This is a genomic window from Stutzerimonas zhaodongensis, assembly GCF_003696365.1.
In the GTDB taxonomy this organism is placed as follows: Bacteria; Pseudomonadota; Gammaproteobacteria; order Pseudomonadales; family Pseudomonadaceae; genus Stutzerimonas; species Stutzerimonas zhaodongensis.
Window position 1 is genome coordinate 1,191,053 of sequence record NZ_RFFM01000002.1, and the last position, 17,005, is coordinate 1,208,057.

At 62.2% G+C, this 17,005-nt stretch carries 17 protein-coding genes; 10 read left to right on the forward strand and 7 right to left on the reverse strand.

Annotation, left to right across the window (positions count from 1 at the left end; genetic code table 11):
• Window positions 1-193 precede the first annotated feature (193 nt).
• Window positions 194-1,420: an MFS transporter gene (locus tag EA797_RS13965; RefSeq protein WP_122166118.1), complete on the forward strand. Its 1,227-nt coding sequence runs from the start codon at window positions 194-196 to the stop codon at window positions 1,418-1,420.
• A gap of 93 nt (window positions 1,421-1,513) precedes the next feature.
• On the opposite strand, the gene EA797_RS13970 is transcribed toward EA797_RS13965, so the two are convergent.
• The 4 genes from EA797_RS13970 to EA797_RS13985 form a co-directional block, all read right to left on the reverse strand.
• The gene (locus tag EA797_RS13970) at window positions 1,514-3,718 is read right to left on the reverse strand and encodes a xanthine dehydrogenase family protein molybdopterin-binding subunit (protein ID WP_122166120.1); all 2,205 of its coding nucleotides are present in this window, start codon (window positions 3,716-3,718) and stop codon (window positions 1,514-1,516) included.
• On the reverse strand, window positions 3,715-4,701 hold the full coding sequence (locus EA797_RS13975) for an FAD binding domain-containing protein (RefSeq protein WP_122166122.1): 987 nt from the start codon (window positions 4,699-4,701) through the stop codon (window positions 3,715-3,717). Before EA797_RS13975 ends, EA797_RS13970 begins: the two co-directional genes overlap by 4 nt.
• Window positions 4,698-5,231, reverse strand: a complete 534-nt coding sequence (locus tag EA797_RS13980) for a (2Fe-2S)-binding protein (protein WP_122166124.1) — start codon at window positions 5,229-5,231, stop codon at window positions 4,698-4,700. Before EA797_RS13980 ends, EA797_RS13975 begins: the two co-directional genes overlap by 4 nt.
• A 215-nt stretch (window positions 5,232-5,446) precedes the next feature.
• Entirely contained in the window at window positions 5,447-6,049 is a 603-nt protein-coding gene (locus EA797_RS13985) for a nucleotidyltransferase family protein (protein ID WP_122166126.1), read from the reverse strand.
• A gap of 337 nt (window positions 6,050-6,386) precedes the next feature.
• On the opposite strand from EA797_RS13985, the gene EA797_RS13990 reads away from it, so the two are divergent.
• From EA797_RS13990 to EA797_RS14000, 3 genes are all read left to right on the forward strand, one after another.
• Window positions 6,387-7,682: an NCS2 family permease gene (locus tag EA797_RS13990; protein WP_122166128.1), complete on the forward strand. Its 1,296-nt coding sequence runs from the start codon at window positions 6,387-6,389 to the stop codon at window positions 7,680-7,682.
• Between the two features lie 119 nt (window positions 7,683-7,801).
• Entirely contained in the window at window positions 7,802-8,890 is a 1,089-nt protein-coding gene (gene trmA / locus EA797_RS13995; protein ID WP_122166130.1) for a tRNA (uridine(54)-C5)-methyltransferase TrmA, read from the forward strand.
• A 247-nt stretch (window positions 8,891-9,137) separates the two neighbouring features.
• A complete protein-coding gene (locus tag EA797_RS14000; protein ID WP_122166131.1) occupies window positions 9,138-9,923 on the forward strand; it encodes a type IV pili methyl-accepting chemotaxis transducer N-terminal domain-containing protein in 786 nt (261 codons plus the stop codon).
• Between the two features lie 28 nt (window positions 9,924-9,951).
• Here EA797_RS14000 and EA797_RS14005 read toward each other — a convergent pair whose 3' ends face one another.
• Window positions 9,952-10,488: a DUF4345 domain-containing protein gene (locus EA797_RS14005; protein WP_122166133.1), complete on the reverse strand. Its 537-nt coding sequence runs from the start codon at window positions 10,486-10,488 to the stop codon at window positions 9,952-9,954.
• A gap of 164 nt (window positions 10,489-10,652) precedes the next feature.
• On the opposite strand from EA797_RS14005, the gene EA797_RS14010 reads away from it, so the two are divergent.
• Complete coding sequence (locus EA797_RS14010; protein ID WP_122166135.1) at window positions 10,653-11,087, forward strand: DUF411 domain-containing protein; 435 nt, start codon at window positions 10,653-10,655, stop codon at window positions 11,085-11,087.
• A gap of 91 nt (window positions 11,088-11,178) precedes the next feature.
• On the forward strand, window positions 11,179-12,039 hold the full coding sequence (ypfJ, locus tag EA797_RS14015) for a KPN_02809 family neutral zinc metallopeptidase (protein ID WP_122166137.1): 861 nt from the start codon (window positions 11,179-11,181) through the stop codon (window positions 12,037-12,039).
• Window positions 12,040-12,042: 3 nt separating this feature from the next.
• Here ypfJ and EA797_RS14020 read toward each other — a convergent pair whose 3' ends face one another.
• The gene (locus EA797_RS14020) at window positions 12,043-12,390 is read right to left on the reverse strand and encodes a hypothetical protein (protein ID WP_122166139.1); all 348 of its coding nucleotides are present in this window, start codon (window positions 12,388-12,390) and stop codon (window positions 12,043-12,045) included.
• A 111-nt stretch (window positions 12,391-12,501) separates the two neighbouring features.
• Between EA797_RS14020 and EA797_RS14025 the strand changes: the two genes are divergently transcribed.
• The 4 genes from EA797_RS14025 (at window position 12,502) to EA797_RS14040 (ending at window position 15,651) form a co-directional block, all read left to right on the forward strand.
• Window positions 12,502-13,083, forward strand: coding sequence for a DUF2796 domain-containing protein (locus EA797_RS14025; protein ID WP_122166141.1), 582 nt, complete (start codon window positions 12,502-12,504; stop codon window positions 13,081-13,083).
• A gap of 70 nt (window positions 13,084-13,153) precedes the next feature.
• A complete protein-coding gene (locus EA797_RS14030) occupies window positions 13,154-13,861 on the forward strand; it encodes an ABC transporter ATP-binding protein (RefSeq protein ID WP_122166143.1) in 708 nt (235 codons plus the stop codon).
• A 3-nt stretch (window positions 13,862-13,864) separates the two neighbouring features.
• Window positions 13,865-15,130: an ABC transporter permease gene (locus tag EA797_RS14035; protein WP_122166145.1), complete on the forward strand. Its 1,266-nt coding sequence runs from the start codon at window positions 13,865-13,867 to the stop codon at window positions 15,128-15,130.
• A gap of 8 nt (window positions 15,131-15,138) precedes the next feature.
• The gene (locus tag EA797_RS14040; protein WP_122166146.1) at window positions 15,139-15,651 is read left to right on the forward strand and encodes a DUF3299 domain-containing protein; all 513 of its coding nucleotides are present in this window, start codon (window positions 15,139-15,141) and stop codon (window positions 15,649-15,651) included.
• Window positions 15,652-15,912: 261 nt separating this feature from the next.
• On the opposite strand, the gene EA797_RS14045 is transcribed toward EA797_RS14040, so the two are convergent.
• Window positions 15,913-17,004 (reverse strand): tetratricopeptide repeat protein, encoded by a 1,092-nt coding sequence (locus EA797_RS14045; protein ID WP_122166148.1) that lies wholly within the window; start codon window positions 17,002-17,004, stop codon window positions 15,913-15,915.
• Window position 17,005: the final 1 nt, after the last annotated feature.

A 17,005-nucleotide genomic window follows, 5' to 3' on the forward strand; every position in this document is an offset into this window, starting at 1 on the left:
TTCCAGCCCGTTACAGATACAGCGTTCGTCCACGGTGGGCGTCAGCCCACCAGAGCAACATGCTTCAACTCTGACGGGCCAAAGCAAACCGCCGTTCGTTCTCCTAGCACGGCTTTCTGCAGATAGATTGCCTCACAGCGCTCCCGCTGCTGAATGCTAATCTGGCCCACTGCCCACCTTGTGCCTCGACCTGATGTCCACACACGCAAAACTTCTGCTGCGCCACCAACGCCCCTTCATCAAGTTCTGGTTCGCTCGCGTGTTCACCGCCAGCGGTTTCCAGATGCTCGCCGTTGCCATCGGCTGGCATATGTACGAGCTGACCGGCAGCGTGCTCGACCTCGGCCTGGTGGGCCTGGCCGAGTTCTTCCCCCGCCTGCTTTTCATTCTCTGGACCGGCCATGTCGCCGACCGTTTCGATCGTCGCCGGGTAGCGGCGCTGTGCCAGGGATTGCAGGGGCTGATTGCCCTCTCGCTGGTACTTGGTGCAGGGGGGCTCGGGATAACGCGCGAAATGATCTTCGTCCTCGCTTTCCTGTTGGGCACTGCACGGGCCTTCGAAGGCCCCGCCACTCAGGCGCTGCTGCCGAGTCTGGTGCCCACTCAATTGTTCCCGGCGGCGGTAGCGGCCTCATCTTCAGCCATGCAAGCAGCTACCATCGTTGCCCCGGCACTCGGCGGACTGTTATTCGCCATCGGTCCGTTATGGGTTTATGGACCGGTAGCGCTGCTGTTCGCCCTGGCCTGCAGCCTGATGCTGAGCCTGCCGAAACGTCCCGCGCCGCCAAAGCAGACCGGCCCGGCGATGGACAACCTGCTCGCAGGGATGCGCTTCATTCGCAGCCGACCGGACATCTTCGGCGCCATTTCCCTGGACATGTTTGCCGTGCTGCTCGGCGGCGCCACGGCGCTGTTACCGGTATTCGCCAAGGACATCCTGCTCACCGGCCCCTGGGGCCTCGGGCTGCTGCGCTCGGCGCCAGCGGTGGGCGCACTGCTGATGTCGTTGTGGCTGGCACGCTACCCCATCAACAAGAAGGTCGGGCGCGTCATGTTCGCCGCCGTCGGGGTGTTCGGCGTTGCGACGATCGCATTCGGCCTGTCGACGTCGTTCTGGTTTTCAATGGGTGTGCTGGTGGTGCTGGGCGCTGCTGACATGATCAGCATGGTGATTCGCGGCGCTTTCGTGCAGCTGGAGACGCCGGACGCAATGCGCGGTCGGGTGAGTGCGGTCAATGGCCTGTTCATTGGCGCGTCCAACCAGCTCGGCGAATTCGAGTCCGGCCTGACGGCTCACTGGTTCGGCACGGTGCCGGCAGTGGTGATAGGTGGCGTCGGTACGCTGGTCGTCACCGCCACCTGGATGAAGCTGTTCCCGACGCTGGCCAACCGCGACCAATTGCATCGGGATCTGAATTAGCGGTTTCGGTGGAAGACGCTTCGCGGTCTTCCACCCCAGGGCTGATCAACCGTAGGGTGGAAACTGGCGAAGCCTTTCCACGCGTGCCGTCTGTTACAACAACTTGTCCATGGTGATCGGCAGGTCGCGCACCCGCTTGCCGGTGGCGTGGTAGATGGCGTTACCTACCGCCGCCGCTACGCCAACGATGCCGATCTCGCCGACGCCCTTGGAACCCAGCGCGTTGACGATCTCGTCTTTCTCGTCGACGAAGATCACGTCGATGTCACCGATATCAGCGTTCACCGGGACGTGGTACTCGGACAGGTTGTGGTTCATGTAGCGACCCAGGTTGTGGTCGATCATGGTTTCCTCATGCAGCGCCTGGCCGATGCCCCATACCACGCCACCGACGATCTGATTACCTGCGGTCTTCGGATTGACTACCCGACCGGCAGCCACTGCGCTGACGACGCGGCTGACTTTCACGGTGCGCAACGACTCGTCCACACGCACCTCTACGAAGATCGCCGAATGCGTTGCGGTCGAGTAGTCGTTGCGCTTCTCGCCCGGTTCGGCACTGGCCTCTGCCTCGATGACACCACTTGCGGCAACGATTTGCGTGAGCTCGACACCCTGCTCCGGTGACGCCTTCAAGCGCATCTGACCGGCGACGAACTCGACATCGTCCAGCTTGGCGCCGGTAAAAGGCGAGACGGGTGACTGCTGGGCGGCATCGAGCAGCTTCTCCTGAAGCGCCTCACAGGCCTGCTGAACCGCAGTACCGACGGAGGAGACCGTGAAGGAGCCACCTTCAAGAGGGGCCTTCGACATGCTTGAGTCGCCGAGGCGGAATTCCACCTGATTCATCGGCAGGCCCATGGCGGCCGCAGCGATCTGCGTCATTACCGTATAGGTTCCGGTGCCGATGTCCGAGGTCGCGCTGCTGACGATCAGACGCCCGTCAGGGTCCATACAGGCCTTGGCCGCAGCGGGCATTTGCATGGCTTCCCAGACACCGGTCGCCATGCCCCAACCGATCAGTTGATCGCCATCGCGCATCGAGCGCGGCTCAGGGCTGCGGCGCGCCCACCCGAAGCGCTCGGCGCCTTGCTCGTAGCATTGGCGCAGCTCCTTGCTCGAGTAGGGTTTGTCCTCGTTGGCGTTGCGATCGGAATAGTTGGTCAGGCGCAGCTGGACCGGGTCGACGCCCGTCGCATAGGCAAGCTCATCCATGGCGCTTTCCAGCGCATACACGCCAATGGTTGCACCCGGCGCACGCATATCCAGCGGTGTGTAAACATCCAGCGGGACCAGCTGGTAGTCGAGCTTAACGTTCGGGCACTTGTAGAGCATTCCCGACCATTCGACTTCGTGCTCGGTGAAGTCCTCGAAGCGAGAGGTCTGGCCAATCGCCTGATGGGTTATCGCTTGCAGCTGCCCGTCGGCACTCGCGCCAAGGGCAAGACGCTGCACGGTCCTTGGGCGGTAACCAAAGGTGAACATCTGCTGGCGCTTGAGCGTGACGCGCACCGAGCGCTTGAGCTTGAGCGCCGCCATTACCGCCAGGGTGAGTTGATACTGGGGCCGCAAGCCAGAGCCGAATGCACCGCCGACGAAGGGCGAAAGAATGCGGATCTTGCCTTCCATGTCGAACACGCCTTCGAGATAGCGCATGCAGTTCTGTACACCCTGGGTCTTGTCGTAGATCTCCAGGTTACCCTCGGGGAAATAGTGAACGGTGGACGCATGCGGCTCCATCGGGTTGTGGTGCTCGACGGGCGTGCTGTACTGCACCTCGACCTTGTACTGGGCAGTGGCAAGGGCGCTATCCGCGTCTCCGCGCGGCTCCGGCAGCTCGGCCGGCGCCTTGTGCATGGTGTGCAGCTCGCTGAGCAGGTCGGTCCGGTGTGGCTCGGCGGCATACTCCACCTTGACCAGGCTGCCGGCATAGCGGGCCAGCTCCAGATTTTCCGCAACGACCAGCGCGATCGGCTGGCCGCTGTAAAGGATGCGGTCATTGAACAGCGGACGGAACGGCGAGCCATCGGCAGCATCGTCATCCTCGTAGGGCTCGTCATAGCTGGCGATCGGCGGGCGGTTCTGGTGGGTCAGCACCAGCGCTACGCCCGGCACCGCTTCGGCTGCGCTGGCATCGATACTGACGATCCGACCACGGGCAACGCTGCTGTTGACCACGCTGCCATAGAGCAACCCGGGGACATCGAATTCACTGGCGTAATGCGCTTGGCCGGTGACTTTCAGCGGGCCGTCGACACGGTCGAGTGGCTTGCCGAAGGGGGAAGAAACGGAGTTCATTGGGCGGCTCCTTTGGCGGCGTCGGTCAGGGCGCGAACGATGGCGCGACGGCCCAGTTCGATCTTGAAGGCGTTGTGCTCGAAGCCGCTGGCACCTTGCAGCAGGATCTCCGCGGCGGCGGTGAACGCAGCCTCGTCAGCCGTCTTGCCGACCAGCACTGCCTCCGCTTCGGCCTTGCGCCAAGGTTTATGCGCCACGCCGCCCAAGGCGATTCGCGCGCTTCTAATGCTGTCGCCCTCCATGTCCAGCGCAGTTGCCACTGAAACCAGTGCAAACGCATAAGAGGCGCGGTCACGCACCTTGAGGTAGCTGCTGTGCGCGGCAAAGCCCTGCGCCGGCAGTTCAACCGCAGTAATCAGCTCGCCGTCGACCAGCGTGTTGTCGCGCTCGGGTGCATCGCCCGGCAACCGATGGAAGTCGGCGAATGCGATTTGTCGCTCACCTTGTGGGCCTTTCACGTGCACTACCGCATCCAGTGCCGCCATGGCTACGCACATGTCCGAGGGATGGACGGCGATGCAGGCATCGCTGTGACCGAGAATGGCGTGGATGCGATTCAAGCCGTCCCGCGCGGAGCAGCCGGTGCCGGGCTCACGCTTGTTGCACGGCGTAGTGCTGTCATAGAAGTAGTAACAACGGGTGCGCTGCAGCAGATTGCCGCCGGTGGTCGCCATGTTGCGCAGCTGAGGCGATGCGCCAGCCAGTATCGCCTGGGACAGCAACGGGTAGCGCTGTTCCACCAGAGGATGCCAAGCCAGGTCCGCATTGCTTACCAGGGCGCCGATGCGCAGGCCGCCGTCTGCGGTCTCTTCGATATCGGCCAGCGGTAGCTGGGTGATGTCGATCAGCTGGGAAGGACGGGTAACGTTCTCCTTCATCAGGTCGAGCAGATTGGTACCGCCGGCAATGTAGCGGCTGTCCGGACGGAATTGTCCGATGGCTTCATCGACACTACTGGGGCGCGCGTAGCTGAAGGGATTCATGGCGTCACCTCTCGGGCACCAGCCAGGCGCTCGCGAGTTTCCGCCGTGGCATCCTCGATAGCAGCGACGATGTTCGGGTAGGCACCGCAACGGCACACGTTGCCGCTCATCTGCTCGCGCAGTTCGTCACGGGTCTGGGCACGCCCTTCGGCGACCATGCCCACCGCTGAGCAGATCTGCCCCGGCGTGCAATAGCCGCATTGGAAGGCGTCGTGTTTGACGAATGCAGCCTGCATGGGATGCAGCTCTTCGCCGTGGGCCAGCCCTTCGATGGTGGTCAACTCGGCGCCGTCGTGCATTACGGCCAGGGTGAGGCAGCTGTTGATGCGCTTACCATTGAGCAGCACCGTGCAGGCCCCGCACTGGCCGTGGTCACAGCCTTTCTTGGTGCCGGTCAGATGAAGTTGCTCACGCAACAGATCGAGCAAGGTGGTCCAGGGATAAACTTCCACTTCGCGGCGCTGGCCGTTCAGTTGAAGCGTGATGGAACAGGTGGAAATCCCGCCTGCAGCGGTAGACGTTTCGCTCATGACAGCCTCACGGTTTGGGGGGCTTCGGGGGCCTGTTCTTTGCAGGATCGCCGAAGACCTCAGGCATTTGGATGCGCTTTCCGTGCGCCTAGGGGTACGACTGCCAGCGTTGAAAAAACGTTCAGCCTGCGGGCTGAAAGGCTTCGAGTGGCGGCCGGCAGGCATAGAGCACCATCATCGGCCCGCCTCGACGATGAGGAGCCATGCGGCCGATTTCAGACGGGGCGCCGATCCTCGGGGCGGTCGATATCTTCGAGAGCGCCTGGATCGTCGACATCAACGTCGGTCACTGAGCCAGCCGCGAACAACGCTTGCGCACCCCGCTCGCCATCCAGGGCGATCAGTTGGGTGCGATAGCCGCTGCCGATGCCGCGGGGGTTGCCGCGCTGCCCCCCGTAAGAGGGCACCACGAGATGTTCCTGCTGAATTTCAGATGCAATCCGGCGAATGGTTTCGGGACGCAGGTACGGCATGTCTCCAAGCGCAACGAGCCAGCCGCGCTCGGCGGGATAGTGTGCAACGGCCTGCGCCAAGCTATGGCCGAGTCCATTGGTTCGTACCGACAGCACCTCAGCGCCAAACCGGCCAGCCTCTTGGTCGAGCCAGGCACGCAGCGCAAGGTTGTCTTCCCGGGTAACGACGACAAGCCGCTCGGTGATCCCCGCGAGCGATGCAAGCGTCCCCGCCAGCACCGTCGGTGCAGCAGGCGCATCACGGGCGGGAACGAGCAGCTTGTCTTCACCCGATCGCTCGCGGTAACGACTCCCCTGCCCGGCTGCCAGCACCAGCGTGCACACACCCAGGATCGGCTCAGACATGGGCCGACGTGCTCGCGGTTATTCGGCCAGCAAAGCACAGCGGCTTCATTGGCGGGCTGCTCCGATGAGTCATCACTGTTCTCAATTAACTATAGCGGTCATCGCGTGATGCCCTTGATGCGTGGGTAAGCTCGCATCTGGACATGCCGCAGTTAAAAAGGTGGCAGCTGCGTGCCGATCAGAACCGGCTGGTCAGCCTAATCAAATTCAACCCGGTGGGGTGACGGTGTAAGATGCGCCGCTTTTGCGGGCAACGCCCGGATGAGCTTTGCTGTACTAGCGAGTCGTCCCTGAGACCACCCCCACGCATCACCGACCGGCAAGAAGAGGAATCACCATGCTGGAGAAGCTGTTCCAACTCAAGGCGCACAACACCACGCTGCGCACCGAGATCCTCGCCGGTCTCACGACCTTCCTGACGATGGCCTATATCCTTTTCGTCAACCCGAGCATCCTCGCCGAGACGGGCATGGACCATGGCGCCGTGTTCGTCGCCACCTGCCTGGCCGCGGCCATTGGCTCGGCGATCATGGGCCTGGTCGCCAACTACCCGATCGCCCTGGCACCGGGCATGGGCCTTAACGCCTTCTTCACCTACACCGTGGTGCTGACCATGGGTTACACCTGGCAGACGGCGTTGGGTGCGGTGTTCCTCTCGGGTGCGATCTTCTTTCTGCTGTCGATCTTCAAGATCCGCGAGTGGATCATCCACAGCATTCCGCTGGCGCTGCGTTCGGGTATTGCCGCCGGTATCGGGCTGTTTCTGGCAATCATCGCGCTGAAGAATGCCGGGATCGTGGTCGACAATCCGGCCACGCTCGTCGGCCTCGGCGACCTCACTGCCGGCGGCCCGCTGCTTGCCTGCCTCGGCTTCTTCCTCATCGCTGCGCTGGCTTATCGCAAGGTAACGGGCGCCGTGATGATCGGCATCCTGGTTGTCACCGGGCTCTCGATTCTGCTCGGCCTGTCCGAACTCAACGGTGTCGTATCGATGCCGCCCTCCCTGGTTCCAACATTTATGGAGCTGGACATCATGGGCGCGCTGGACATCGGCCTGCTCAGCGTCATCTTCGCCTTTCTATTCGTGGACCTGTTCGATACCTCCGGCACCTTGATCGGTGTGGCGCAGAAGGCCAACCTGCTGGACAAGGACGGTAAAATGCCGCGTCTGGGTCGCGCACTGCTAGCCGACAGCACCGCGACCATGGCGGGCGCCGCCCTTGGCACTTCGACCACCACCAGCTACATCGAATCGGCAGCGGGCATCAGCGCCGGTGGGCGCACTGGCTTGACCGCCTGCGTGGTGGCGCTGCTGTTCCTGCTCAGCCTGTTCTTCGCCCCACTGGCCGGCGCCGTACCGGCTTATGCGACGGCACCAGCGCTGTTGTTCGTCGCCGTACTGATGATGAGCAGCCTGGCCAATATCGATTGGGAAGACCTCACCGTCGCCGCACCGGTTGCCATCGCTGCGCTGGCTATGCCGCTGACCTTCTCCATCGCCAACGGCATTGCCTTCGGTTTCATCGCCTGGACGGCTATCAAACTGCTCGCCGGCCGCTGGCGCGAGCTGAGCCCGGCGATGTGGATCCTTTCGATCCTGTTCGTGATCAAGCTGGGCTGGTTCGCCGGTTGACGTCGTAGGGTGGATGACGCTTCATCCATCCAACAGATCGCATAGCAAGGGGGATGGATGAAGCGCCAGCTGCGCGCCCCGATCCACCCTAAGATTTACCTACTTGCCCAAGAGTCTCCATGAGCCGTCCGCAATTCGACCCCGCCACCTACGATGCCCAACTCGCCGAGAAAGCCGCCCGGCTGGTGGAACTGCTGGCGCCCTTCGAAGCACCCGAGCCGGAAGTCTTCGATTCGCCGCGTGAGCATTATCGGCTGCGCACGGAGTTCCGCCTGTGGCGCGAGGACGGCCAGCGCCACTACGCGATGTTCGAACAGGGCGACAAGCACACCCCTATCCTGATCGATGAGTTCCCCATCGCCAGCCGCCGCATCAACGAGCTGATGCCGCAGCTCAAGGCAGCTTGGCAAGCCAGCGAGACCCTGAGCTTCAAACTGTTCCAGGTCGAGTTTCTAACCACGCTTTCCGGCGATGCGCTGATCACCCTCGCCTACCACCGCCCGCTGAACGACGTCTGGCAGGTAGAAGCCGAAGGGCTCGCGGCGAAGCTTGGCGTAAGCATCGTCGGGCGCTCCAAGGGCAAGCGCATCGTCATCGGCCGGGATTACGTGACAGAGCAACTGACCGTTGCCGGCCGCGTCTTCAGCTATCGCCAACCTGAAGGCGCCTTCACCCAGCCCAACGGCGAGGTGTGCCAGAAGATGCTGAACTGGGCGTATGACGTCCTTGGCGAGCGCACCGATGATCTACTCGAGTTGTACTGCGGCAACGGCAACTTCACGCTGCCGCTGGCCACCCGGGTGCCCAAGGTGCTGGCCACCGAGATCAGCAAGTCCTCGGTGAACGCCGCGCTGGCCAACCTGGACGATAACGGCATCGACAACGTGACCTTGGTACGTCTGTCGGCTGAGGAACTGACCCAGGCACTCAACGAGGTTCGCCCGTTCCGACGGCTCGCCGGCATCGATCTGAAAAGCTACAACTTCGGCAACGTCTTCGTCGACCCACCCCGCGCGGGCATGGACCCGGACACTTGCGAGCTGACGCGTCGCTTCGAACGCATCCTCTACATTTCCTGCAACCCGGAAACGCTGGCCGCCAACATCGCCCAGCTGCAAGACACCCATCGCATCGAACGTTGTGCCCTGTTCGACCAGTTCCCGTATACCCATCACATGGAGTCGGGCGTTTTGCTGGTACGGCGCTGAGGAAGTGTTTCCAAAGTGAGAAGCAGCGCTGGGACCACGGGCGGCAGGCTCTAACTCGGGACCAGCGCGGCAGCGAAGCATCCGAGCCGCAGCAGTAACGCCAGGTGTTCGAAGCCGTGTTTTGTGCACGAACGCGCATCTGGAAAATTCGCCCTCTCGGCTTTGACATCCATCAAGGCCCGAATCAGGAAGCGCACTATCGTCGCCCCGCCGTTGACCGACAGGTCAACTCAGACGAGGAGCGACCATGTCCAGAACACTCATTACCGCTTCGCTGCTCGCGACCCTGTTCCTGAGCAGCGTGAACGCCCAGGCCGCGATCAGTGATGCGGAGGCAGTTAACCGTGCGGGGATGCAGCGCATGCTCGGGCAGCGCATCGCCAGAAGCTATCTGATGATCGGCACCGACACACGTGTCGAGCTGGCGGCCACGCAGCTGGACAGCAGCATCGCCAGCGCCGAGGAGAATGCCGAACTTCTCAGCGGCTACGCGCCAAACGATAGCATCCGACAGGCGCTCGACGACGCCAATGAGACCTGGCTGCGCTATCGCCAGTTGGCGCTGACAAAGCCCGACGCCCAGCGCTCAACCGAAATGTTGCAACTGGCGGAGCTATTTCTGGCCAGGAGTGAAACCCTCGTTCAGGCCATTGAGCGTCACAGCGGTAACCAAGGGGCCGGGCTGGTCAACCGCAGCGGCCGCCAACGGATGCTCAGCCAGCGCATCGCGATGCTGTACCTGGCGATGGCCTGGAAGCTGCCGGATGCCAAGTTGCGCAGCAACTTCGACGCCGCGGTCGTGGAATTCGAACGCGGCCTGGAAGAGCTACGCAAGGCGCCTCAGAACACCGACACGGTGAGACGTCAGTTGGAACAGGTAACTGCTCAATGGCGTTTCGCCCGGGCCGGCTTCAATCTGGCGGAGGATGCCCAGTACGTGCCGACCGTCATCGTTACGACCAGTGATTCACTGCTGCGCAAGATGGAAAAGCTGACCGAGGACTATCAGCATCTGGCGGACGAGGCTCGGTAATTTGCGGGCGCTTCGGCTGCCATACCGGTCAGCCTGCAGGGTCGCCCCGGCGAAAAGGCTTCGGCATCACGTCTTCAGGCGGCTCCGCATTCGGCGGGGTATCGCCAACCTGGAAAGGTTTCGGCGGCTCGCTGGGTAGCCGCCGCGTCGCCGGTTCGAGTCGCTCGGGCTGAGGTTCCGACCGTTCACGGATCATCATCAAGGCAGCGCCCGCCAGCACGGCGGCCAGCAATCTATAGACTAGCGAAACCAAATCGAAACCGATCAGTTCACCGCCGTCCAGCCATAGCGAACCGAGTCGACCGGCAACGAGGGCAAGCATGGTGATCACCAGCATCACCAGCGCTGCGCGTGCACGATCCGGAGTCTTCAATGCCCAGAGCAGAAAGAGTGCAAGCCCAAGCTGCAACCCACCGTAATAGACGCGCATGTGGCTGACCGACGCGGTCTCCATCAGAAGCATCCCGTTGAGGTTGGCCATCTCATAAGGGCGCAACCAGTACGCAAGGCTGAAGCCGATCATGATTGCTGCCTGAATGACCAGAACGACACGGGCAAAACGCATCTAAAACTCTCCTGACAGCGGCTCCGCACACGATGGATATCCGACCTGACCCGCCGTCATTGGTTCGCTTCTACGGCGCCTGCTGTGACATCCGTTCACACCACCGCACTTGGGCCACATCGGGCATACGGATATGCTGCGCGAATCTTGTCGGAGGAACCGCCATGCGCCGTCTGTTAATCGCTACCGCCCTATTCACTGGCCTCGTTCATGCCGCCGAGCCCGTTGCCATCGACGTCCATCGCGACGCCAACTGCGGATGCTGCAAGGCCTGGATCGAACATCTCGAAAACAACGGGTTCCAGGTGAACGACCACGTCGAGGCCGACATGGCCGCCGTCAAAACACGCCTCGGTGTACCTCACCAGCTGGGCTCCTGCCATACCGGCGTCATCGACGGGAAGTTTGTCGAAGGCCACGTGCCGGCTTCGGACATCTTCAAGCTCCGTGCCCGACCGGATCTGATAGGCGCTGCAGTGCCGGGCATGCCGATGGGCTCCCCCGGAATGGAGATGGGTGATCGAAAGGATGCCTACAGAGTGATCGTGGTCGGTGAAGAGGGCAAGCAGTCCATCCTGACGGAATACCCGGCGGACTGACGGAACAGACGAAACGCTCGATCACTCGCTGAATTTGCGCCCCACTGCGCAGGTCTGACCAGAACGAAAACTGGCAGAAGGAAACACAGGCATGCGCTGGAAGAAGGGGCGTCGCAGTGACAATGTAGTGGATGCTCGCGGACGTAGCGGCGGCATTGGCGGCGGCCGCCTGAGCCTGGCGGGCGTTGTAATCGTAGTGGTGATCGGACTGCTATCCGGGCAGGATCCGATGCAGATCCTGGGTCAGCTGGCGAACCAGACCGGTCAGGCACCGACGCAACAAAGCAGCGCACCGGCCAACGCGGACGATCCTCAGGTGGCCTTCGTGCAGTCGATTCTCGGCGACACCGAAGACACCTGGCGCGCGTTATTTCAGCAGTCTGGCGAGCAATACCAGGACCCGAAGCTTGTGCTGTTCCGCGGCGGCGTCAACTCGGCCTGCGGATTCGCCAGTTCCGCAGCCGGCCCGTTCTACTGCCCGGGCGACCGGCAGGTTTATCTGGATCTGCAATTCTTCGATGAGATGGCCAAGCGTTTCTCGGTAGCTGGGGACTTCGCCCAGGCATACGTGATCGCTCATGAAGTCGGCCACCATGTACAAACGCTGCTAGGTGTATCGCAGCAAATGCAGTCAGCACGCCAGCGCGGAGCCAAGATGGAAGGCGACAACGGTTTGCTGGTTCGCCAGGAGTTGCAAGCGGACTGCTTTGCCGGGGTCTGGGCCTATCATGCGCAGCAGCGTCACGACTGGCTGGAAGAGGGCGACCTGGAACAGGCGCTCAAGGCAGCCAATGCCATCGGCGATGATCATCTGCAGAAGCAGAGCCAGGGGCGTGTGGTGCCTGATGCATTCACCCACGGCACTTCAGCGCAGCGGGTCAGGTGGTTTCGCACCGGCTTCGAGAATGGCGAGCCAGCGCGCTGCGACACCTTCCAGGCTAGCCGCCTCTAGCGCTTAGCTCGACTCTGCTATCCAGCTGTAGATTGGCGCGTCGGTGTCGCTCCGCACCTTCACCTGGGTACTGTGGCGCAGGCGCACCAGCAGCCGCTTGCCCGCAACCGCACTGCCGGCCAGCGCTTCCAGTTCGGCCAGCAGCTGCGGGCCGTCCATGCTGCCCGCATCTCTAAGCACCTGTTGAGCCCCGAGCCAAAGCGAGTCGGCGTCCTCAGCGATGGGCGCCGGGGCGGCCTGTACATTGGCAGTCAAGGGTAGCTGCTTTGCCAGCTGCGCCCAGTCCTGGTCATCCATTTCAATGCTGAGATCAACGGGCCATTCGCCGACCTGCCCACGAATTCTAATCATCCTCACCTCCGCTTAGCGCCAGCAGCAATGCTCCCATGTGGCCGGCAGACTGGCCAGCGTCCCGCAACCTTTGTTATAACGTAACCAACTTAAAACACGCCGGAGTTCTCCATGCGCAGTCTGCTGCTCGCTCTTCCCTTCGCCTTGCTGCCTGGCTTCGTTCAGGCCGCCGAACACCACAACCATGATCATGACCACTCGCATGGAAGCCTGGACGCTCATGAGCATGGTGCAGCCGAGCTGGACGCTGCGCTGGATGGGGCAATGCTGGAGGTTGAGCTGCGCAGCCCGGCGATGAACCTGGTGGGCTTCGAACATGCGCCGCGCAGTGAGGCGGACAAAGGTAAGATCGCAAACGCACGTAAGCAACTGGAGCAACCCGACAGGTTGCTCGGCCTTACGGCCGCTGCAGGTTGCACCCTGGCAAAGACCGAACTGGAAAGCCCGCTCTTCGAAGGCGACCATCAACATGAGCATGAGCATGAGCATGAAGAGGATCATGATGGCCAGCACAGCGAGATCCACGCGCATTATCACTTCGAGTGCGCAACACCTCAGGCGCTCACGGGGCTTGATCTACAGGGCTTGTTCAAGACCTTTCCAGGCACCGAAAAAATTCAGGCACAGTTGATTGGCCCGAACGGTCAACGTGGTGCGCAACTCAGCGCCAAGCAGCCTCGCGCAGAGTTCTGATCGGTCCGTTGTCTGCCGCTGCCCGGCCCGACGCAGTAAACTCCCGGCTCGCCTGACACGGATCCACTTGATGACCGCACCGCTGCTTGAGCTTCATCACCTGGGTTTCGCCTGGCCCGGCCAGGCGGAACTGCTCGATATTCCAGGATTTGCGCTGGAGCAAAACCAGAGCCTGTTCCTCAAAGGACCGTCCGGTAGCGGCAAGACCACCCTTCTCGGCCTCATCGGCGGCGTGCAGAAAGCCCAGCGTGGCACGGTGCGGCTGCTGGACAACGACCTGGCTGCGCTTTCAGCCGGCGCACGGGATCGCTTTCGCGTCGATCACACCGGCTACATCTTTCAGCAGTTCAATCTGCTGCCCTTCCTGTCAGTTGCCGAGAACGTCGGTCTGCCTTGTCACTTCTCGAAGTCCCGCGCCGCGCGTGCCTGCCAGCGACACGGCAGTGTTGCGGATGCGACGGCACGACTGCTGTCACATCTCGGGATACCTGCCGACCTGCTCAATCGGCGCGCCGAAGCGTTGTCCATCGGCCAGCAGCAACGTGTCGCGGCAGCCCGAGCGCTAATTGGCCAGCCCGAGCTGGTTATTGCGGACGAACCCACCTCGGCGCTTGATGCCGACAGCAGGGAGGCCTTCTTGCAGTTGCTGTTCGCCGAATGTCGCGAGGCGGGCTCGAGCCTGCTGTTCGTCAGCCACGACCAGAGTCTGGCACCTCTTTTCGACCGCAGCCTGTCCCTGTCGGACCTGAACCGCGCGGCACGCGCACCGGAGATCTAGGCCATGTATCTGTTACGCCTGGCCTTGGCTAGCTTGAACAACCGTCGCTTCACCGCCCTGCTCACTGTCTTCGCCATTGCGCTGTCGGTGTGCCTTTTGCTGGCAGTCGAGCGAGTGCGTACCGAGGCGCGTGCCAGCTTCGCCAGCACCATCAGCGGTACCGACCTGATCGTGGGCGCCCGCTCCGGGTCGGTGAATCTGCTGCTGTATTCGGTCTTTCGCATCGGCAACGCCACTAACAACATCCGCTGGGAAAGCTTCGAGCACTTCGCCCAACATCCGAGGGTCAGCTGGGCCATCCCTATATCCTTGGGCGACTCTCATCGCGGCTACCGGGTGATGGGTACCAGCGACGCCTATTTCGAACACTTTCGCTATGGCCGCAAACAACCGATAGAGCTGGCCGATGGTCGCCCATTCGCAGAGGATCCCTTCGAAGTGGTTCTGGGTGCGGAGGTGGCGCAGGCGCTGAATTACAAGCTGGGCGACGAACTGGTGTTGGCCCACGGCGTTGCCACGGTCAGCCTGGTCAAACACGATGACAAGCCCTTTCACGTCGTAGGCATCCTCAAGCGCACCGGCACTCCCGTGGATCGCACGCTGCATATCAGTCTGGAGGGCATGGAGGCACTGCACATCGACTGGCAGAACGGCATGCCGGCCCGCGGCGCAGCACGCATCGACGCCGATCAAGCGCGACAGATGGACCTGCAACCCGCGCAAATCACCGCGTTCATGCTTGGCTTGAACAGCAAGATCGCGACCTTCACCCTGCAAAGGGAGATCAATCAATACCGCGGCGAACCGTTGCTGGCGATTCTTCCCGGCGTTGCGCTACAGGAACTATGGAGCCTGATGGGCACGGCGGAAAAAGCACTGTTCGTGGTTTCACTATTCGTTGTACTGACAGGGCTTATCGGGATGCTGACCGCGATCCTGACAAGCCTCAACGAGCGTCGCCGGGAAATGGCCATCCTGCGTTCAGTCGGGGCCCGTCCCTGGCACGTGGCCGGCCTGCTGATACTCGAAGCATTCAGCCTGGCGTTGTCTGGCGTTCTGTGCGGCCTGCTGCTTTTGTACGCCGCAATCGCCGCTGCCCAAGGGCCGCTGCAAAGCGGCTACGGACTTTACCTGCCGCTGGCCCTGCCTAGCGCCTATGAGTGGTCGCTGCTTGGAGGCATACTGGTTGCTGGATTGCTGATGGGTAGCGTGCCCGCCTGGCGCGCTTACAGGCAGTCCTTGGCCGACGGCCTGTCGATCAGATTATGAGGAAAGCCATGTCTCGCCTGTTGTTCGCCGCGCTGCTCGCCTTGGCGATGCCTTTCGCGACTGCCGATGTACGTGAACTGCAGTGGTCGGACCTCATTCCGCCCGACGCCCCTCCACCGCCACCACCGATGGCGATTCACGACATGTCGCAGTTGGCCGATGCCCTCGCTGCCGAAGCTGGCCCCGCGGCCGCACAGCAATCGCCTGCAGAACCCGTGGTCAAGGAGCTGGATGGTGTGCAGGCCAAGCTGCCTGGCTACATCGTCCCGCTGGACATGAGTGAGGACGGGCGAGTGACCGAGTTTCTTCTTGTGCCCTACTTCGGCGCTTGCATTCATGTGCCTCCACCGCCATCCAACCAGATCGTGCATGCCACCAGCGAGCTGGGCGTGAAGGTGGACGAGCTATACCAGCCGTTCTGGATCGAGGGCCCGATGAAGATCGAACACACCAGCAGCGAGCTCGCCGAAGCGGGTTACCGCATGGATGCGCAGAAGATCTATCTATACGAGCTCGAATAGCGGTGAGTGCAGTACAGGTTCCGGTGCAGCGCGCTGGAACTCGTGTAACTCCTAACGAGCAGCCATGCCAGCGATATCGAAGGCCTTTCGCCTTGTTCGTATCTACGCTGCGCCGCTTTCGACAGGCGCCGCTGCCGCCGTATTCCGAGGGCGAGCCTCTCAGTAGTTAGAGTTCAAAACAAAACCCCGCCAGAGCGGCGGGGTTTTCGTTCTGCCCCTCAACTTCGTATCACCGGATGTGCAGCGAGTCCGGTGACTCGATCAACGGGTACTGGCAACCTGGCGCTGACGCTCGAAGCTCAACTCGCCTTCGGCCCATTCGCGCCACGCCCTCACCTTCCGGCGCTCGGCACCAGCACGCTCGGCCTGCTTCAGGGCATCAAGGCCCGCCTGCCAGTGAGCCTGCTCCAGCTCGAGCTGAGCGACGTTCAACCAGAACTTGGCGTTGCCGGATTGCGTCGCCAGGTCGCGATATATCTGCGCCGCCTGCGTACGTTCCCTTGCCTGCCACCACAGCATGCCCAAGCGCTCTCGCCGGGTAGCATCGCTGGAAAGCAGACGCGAATCGAGCATTCCTTGCAGCAATTTTGCACCTTGCCAAGGCTGGCCGGCGGCGCCAGCCAGCAAGACCAGGTTATCCAGCTCAGCTTCGCTGAAACTCAGCCCTTTGGCATGCGCAGCACGCAGGGTTGCAAGCGCCTTGTCTTCGTCCCCAGCCATTTGCTGCAACCCGGCCAACTGGCGCCAGCTCTTGGCTTGATCGGGGTGGCGCGCCAGCAGCCTGCTCTGCCAGCGCTCAGCGGCCTCGTAACGTTTCAGCTCGGCATTACCCGCAACCAAGAATTGCAGCCAGGTATCGGCAGCCTTGGGGTTGGCCTGCACGTAACGCTCTGCCAGCGGCAGCGCCTTGGCGTGCTGCCCAAGGCCCTGATACGCCTGAACCAACATCTGCAACACATCCTCGCTGGCCCGCGCCGGCGAGCCCAGCAGGCTGACGACCTTCGCGTATCGGCGCTCGATCAGGTTGAGCTTCGCTAGATTGAGTCGCTCGTTCGCCAGTATCGACTCGTCCAGCTTGCCGCTGGCTACCGCTTTATCGAGCAGTTCGAGTGCCTGTCGATTATTACCCTCGGCCCAGGCCAAATAGGCCCGGCTGCGCCAAAGCAACGCCTCTTCGGCGCTACCCGGTTTTGCTTCGGCTTCCTTGAGCACCCTGTGTGCGGCACCGTAATCGCCCTTCTCCTGGGCGCTCTGGGCACGCTCCAATGCCTTGAACACCGCGGGATCAATGCTTTGGGCGGCGTGAGACGACACAACGAACAACAACGAGATCAGCAACAGCAGACGGGGCATG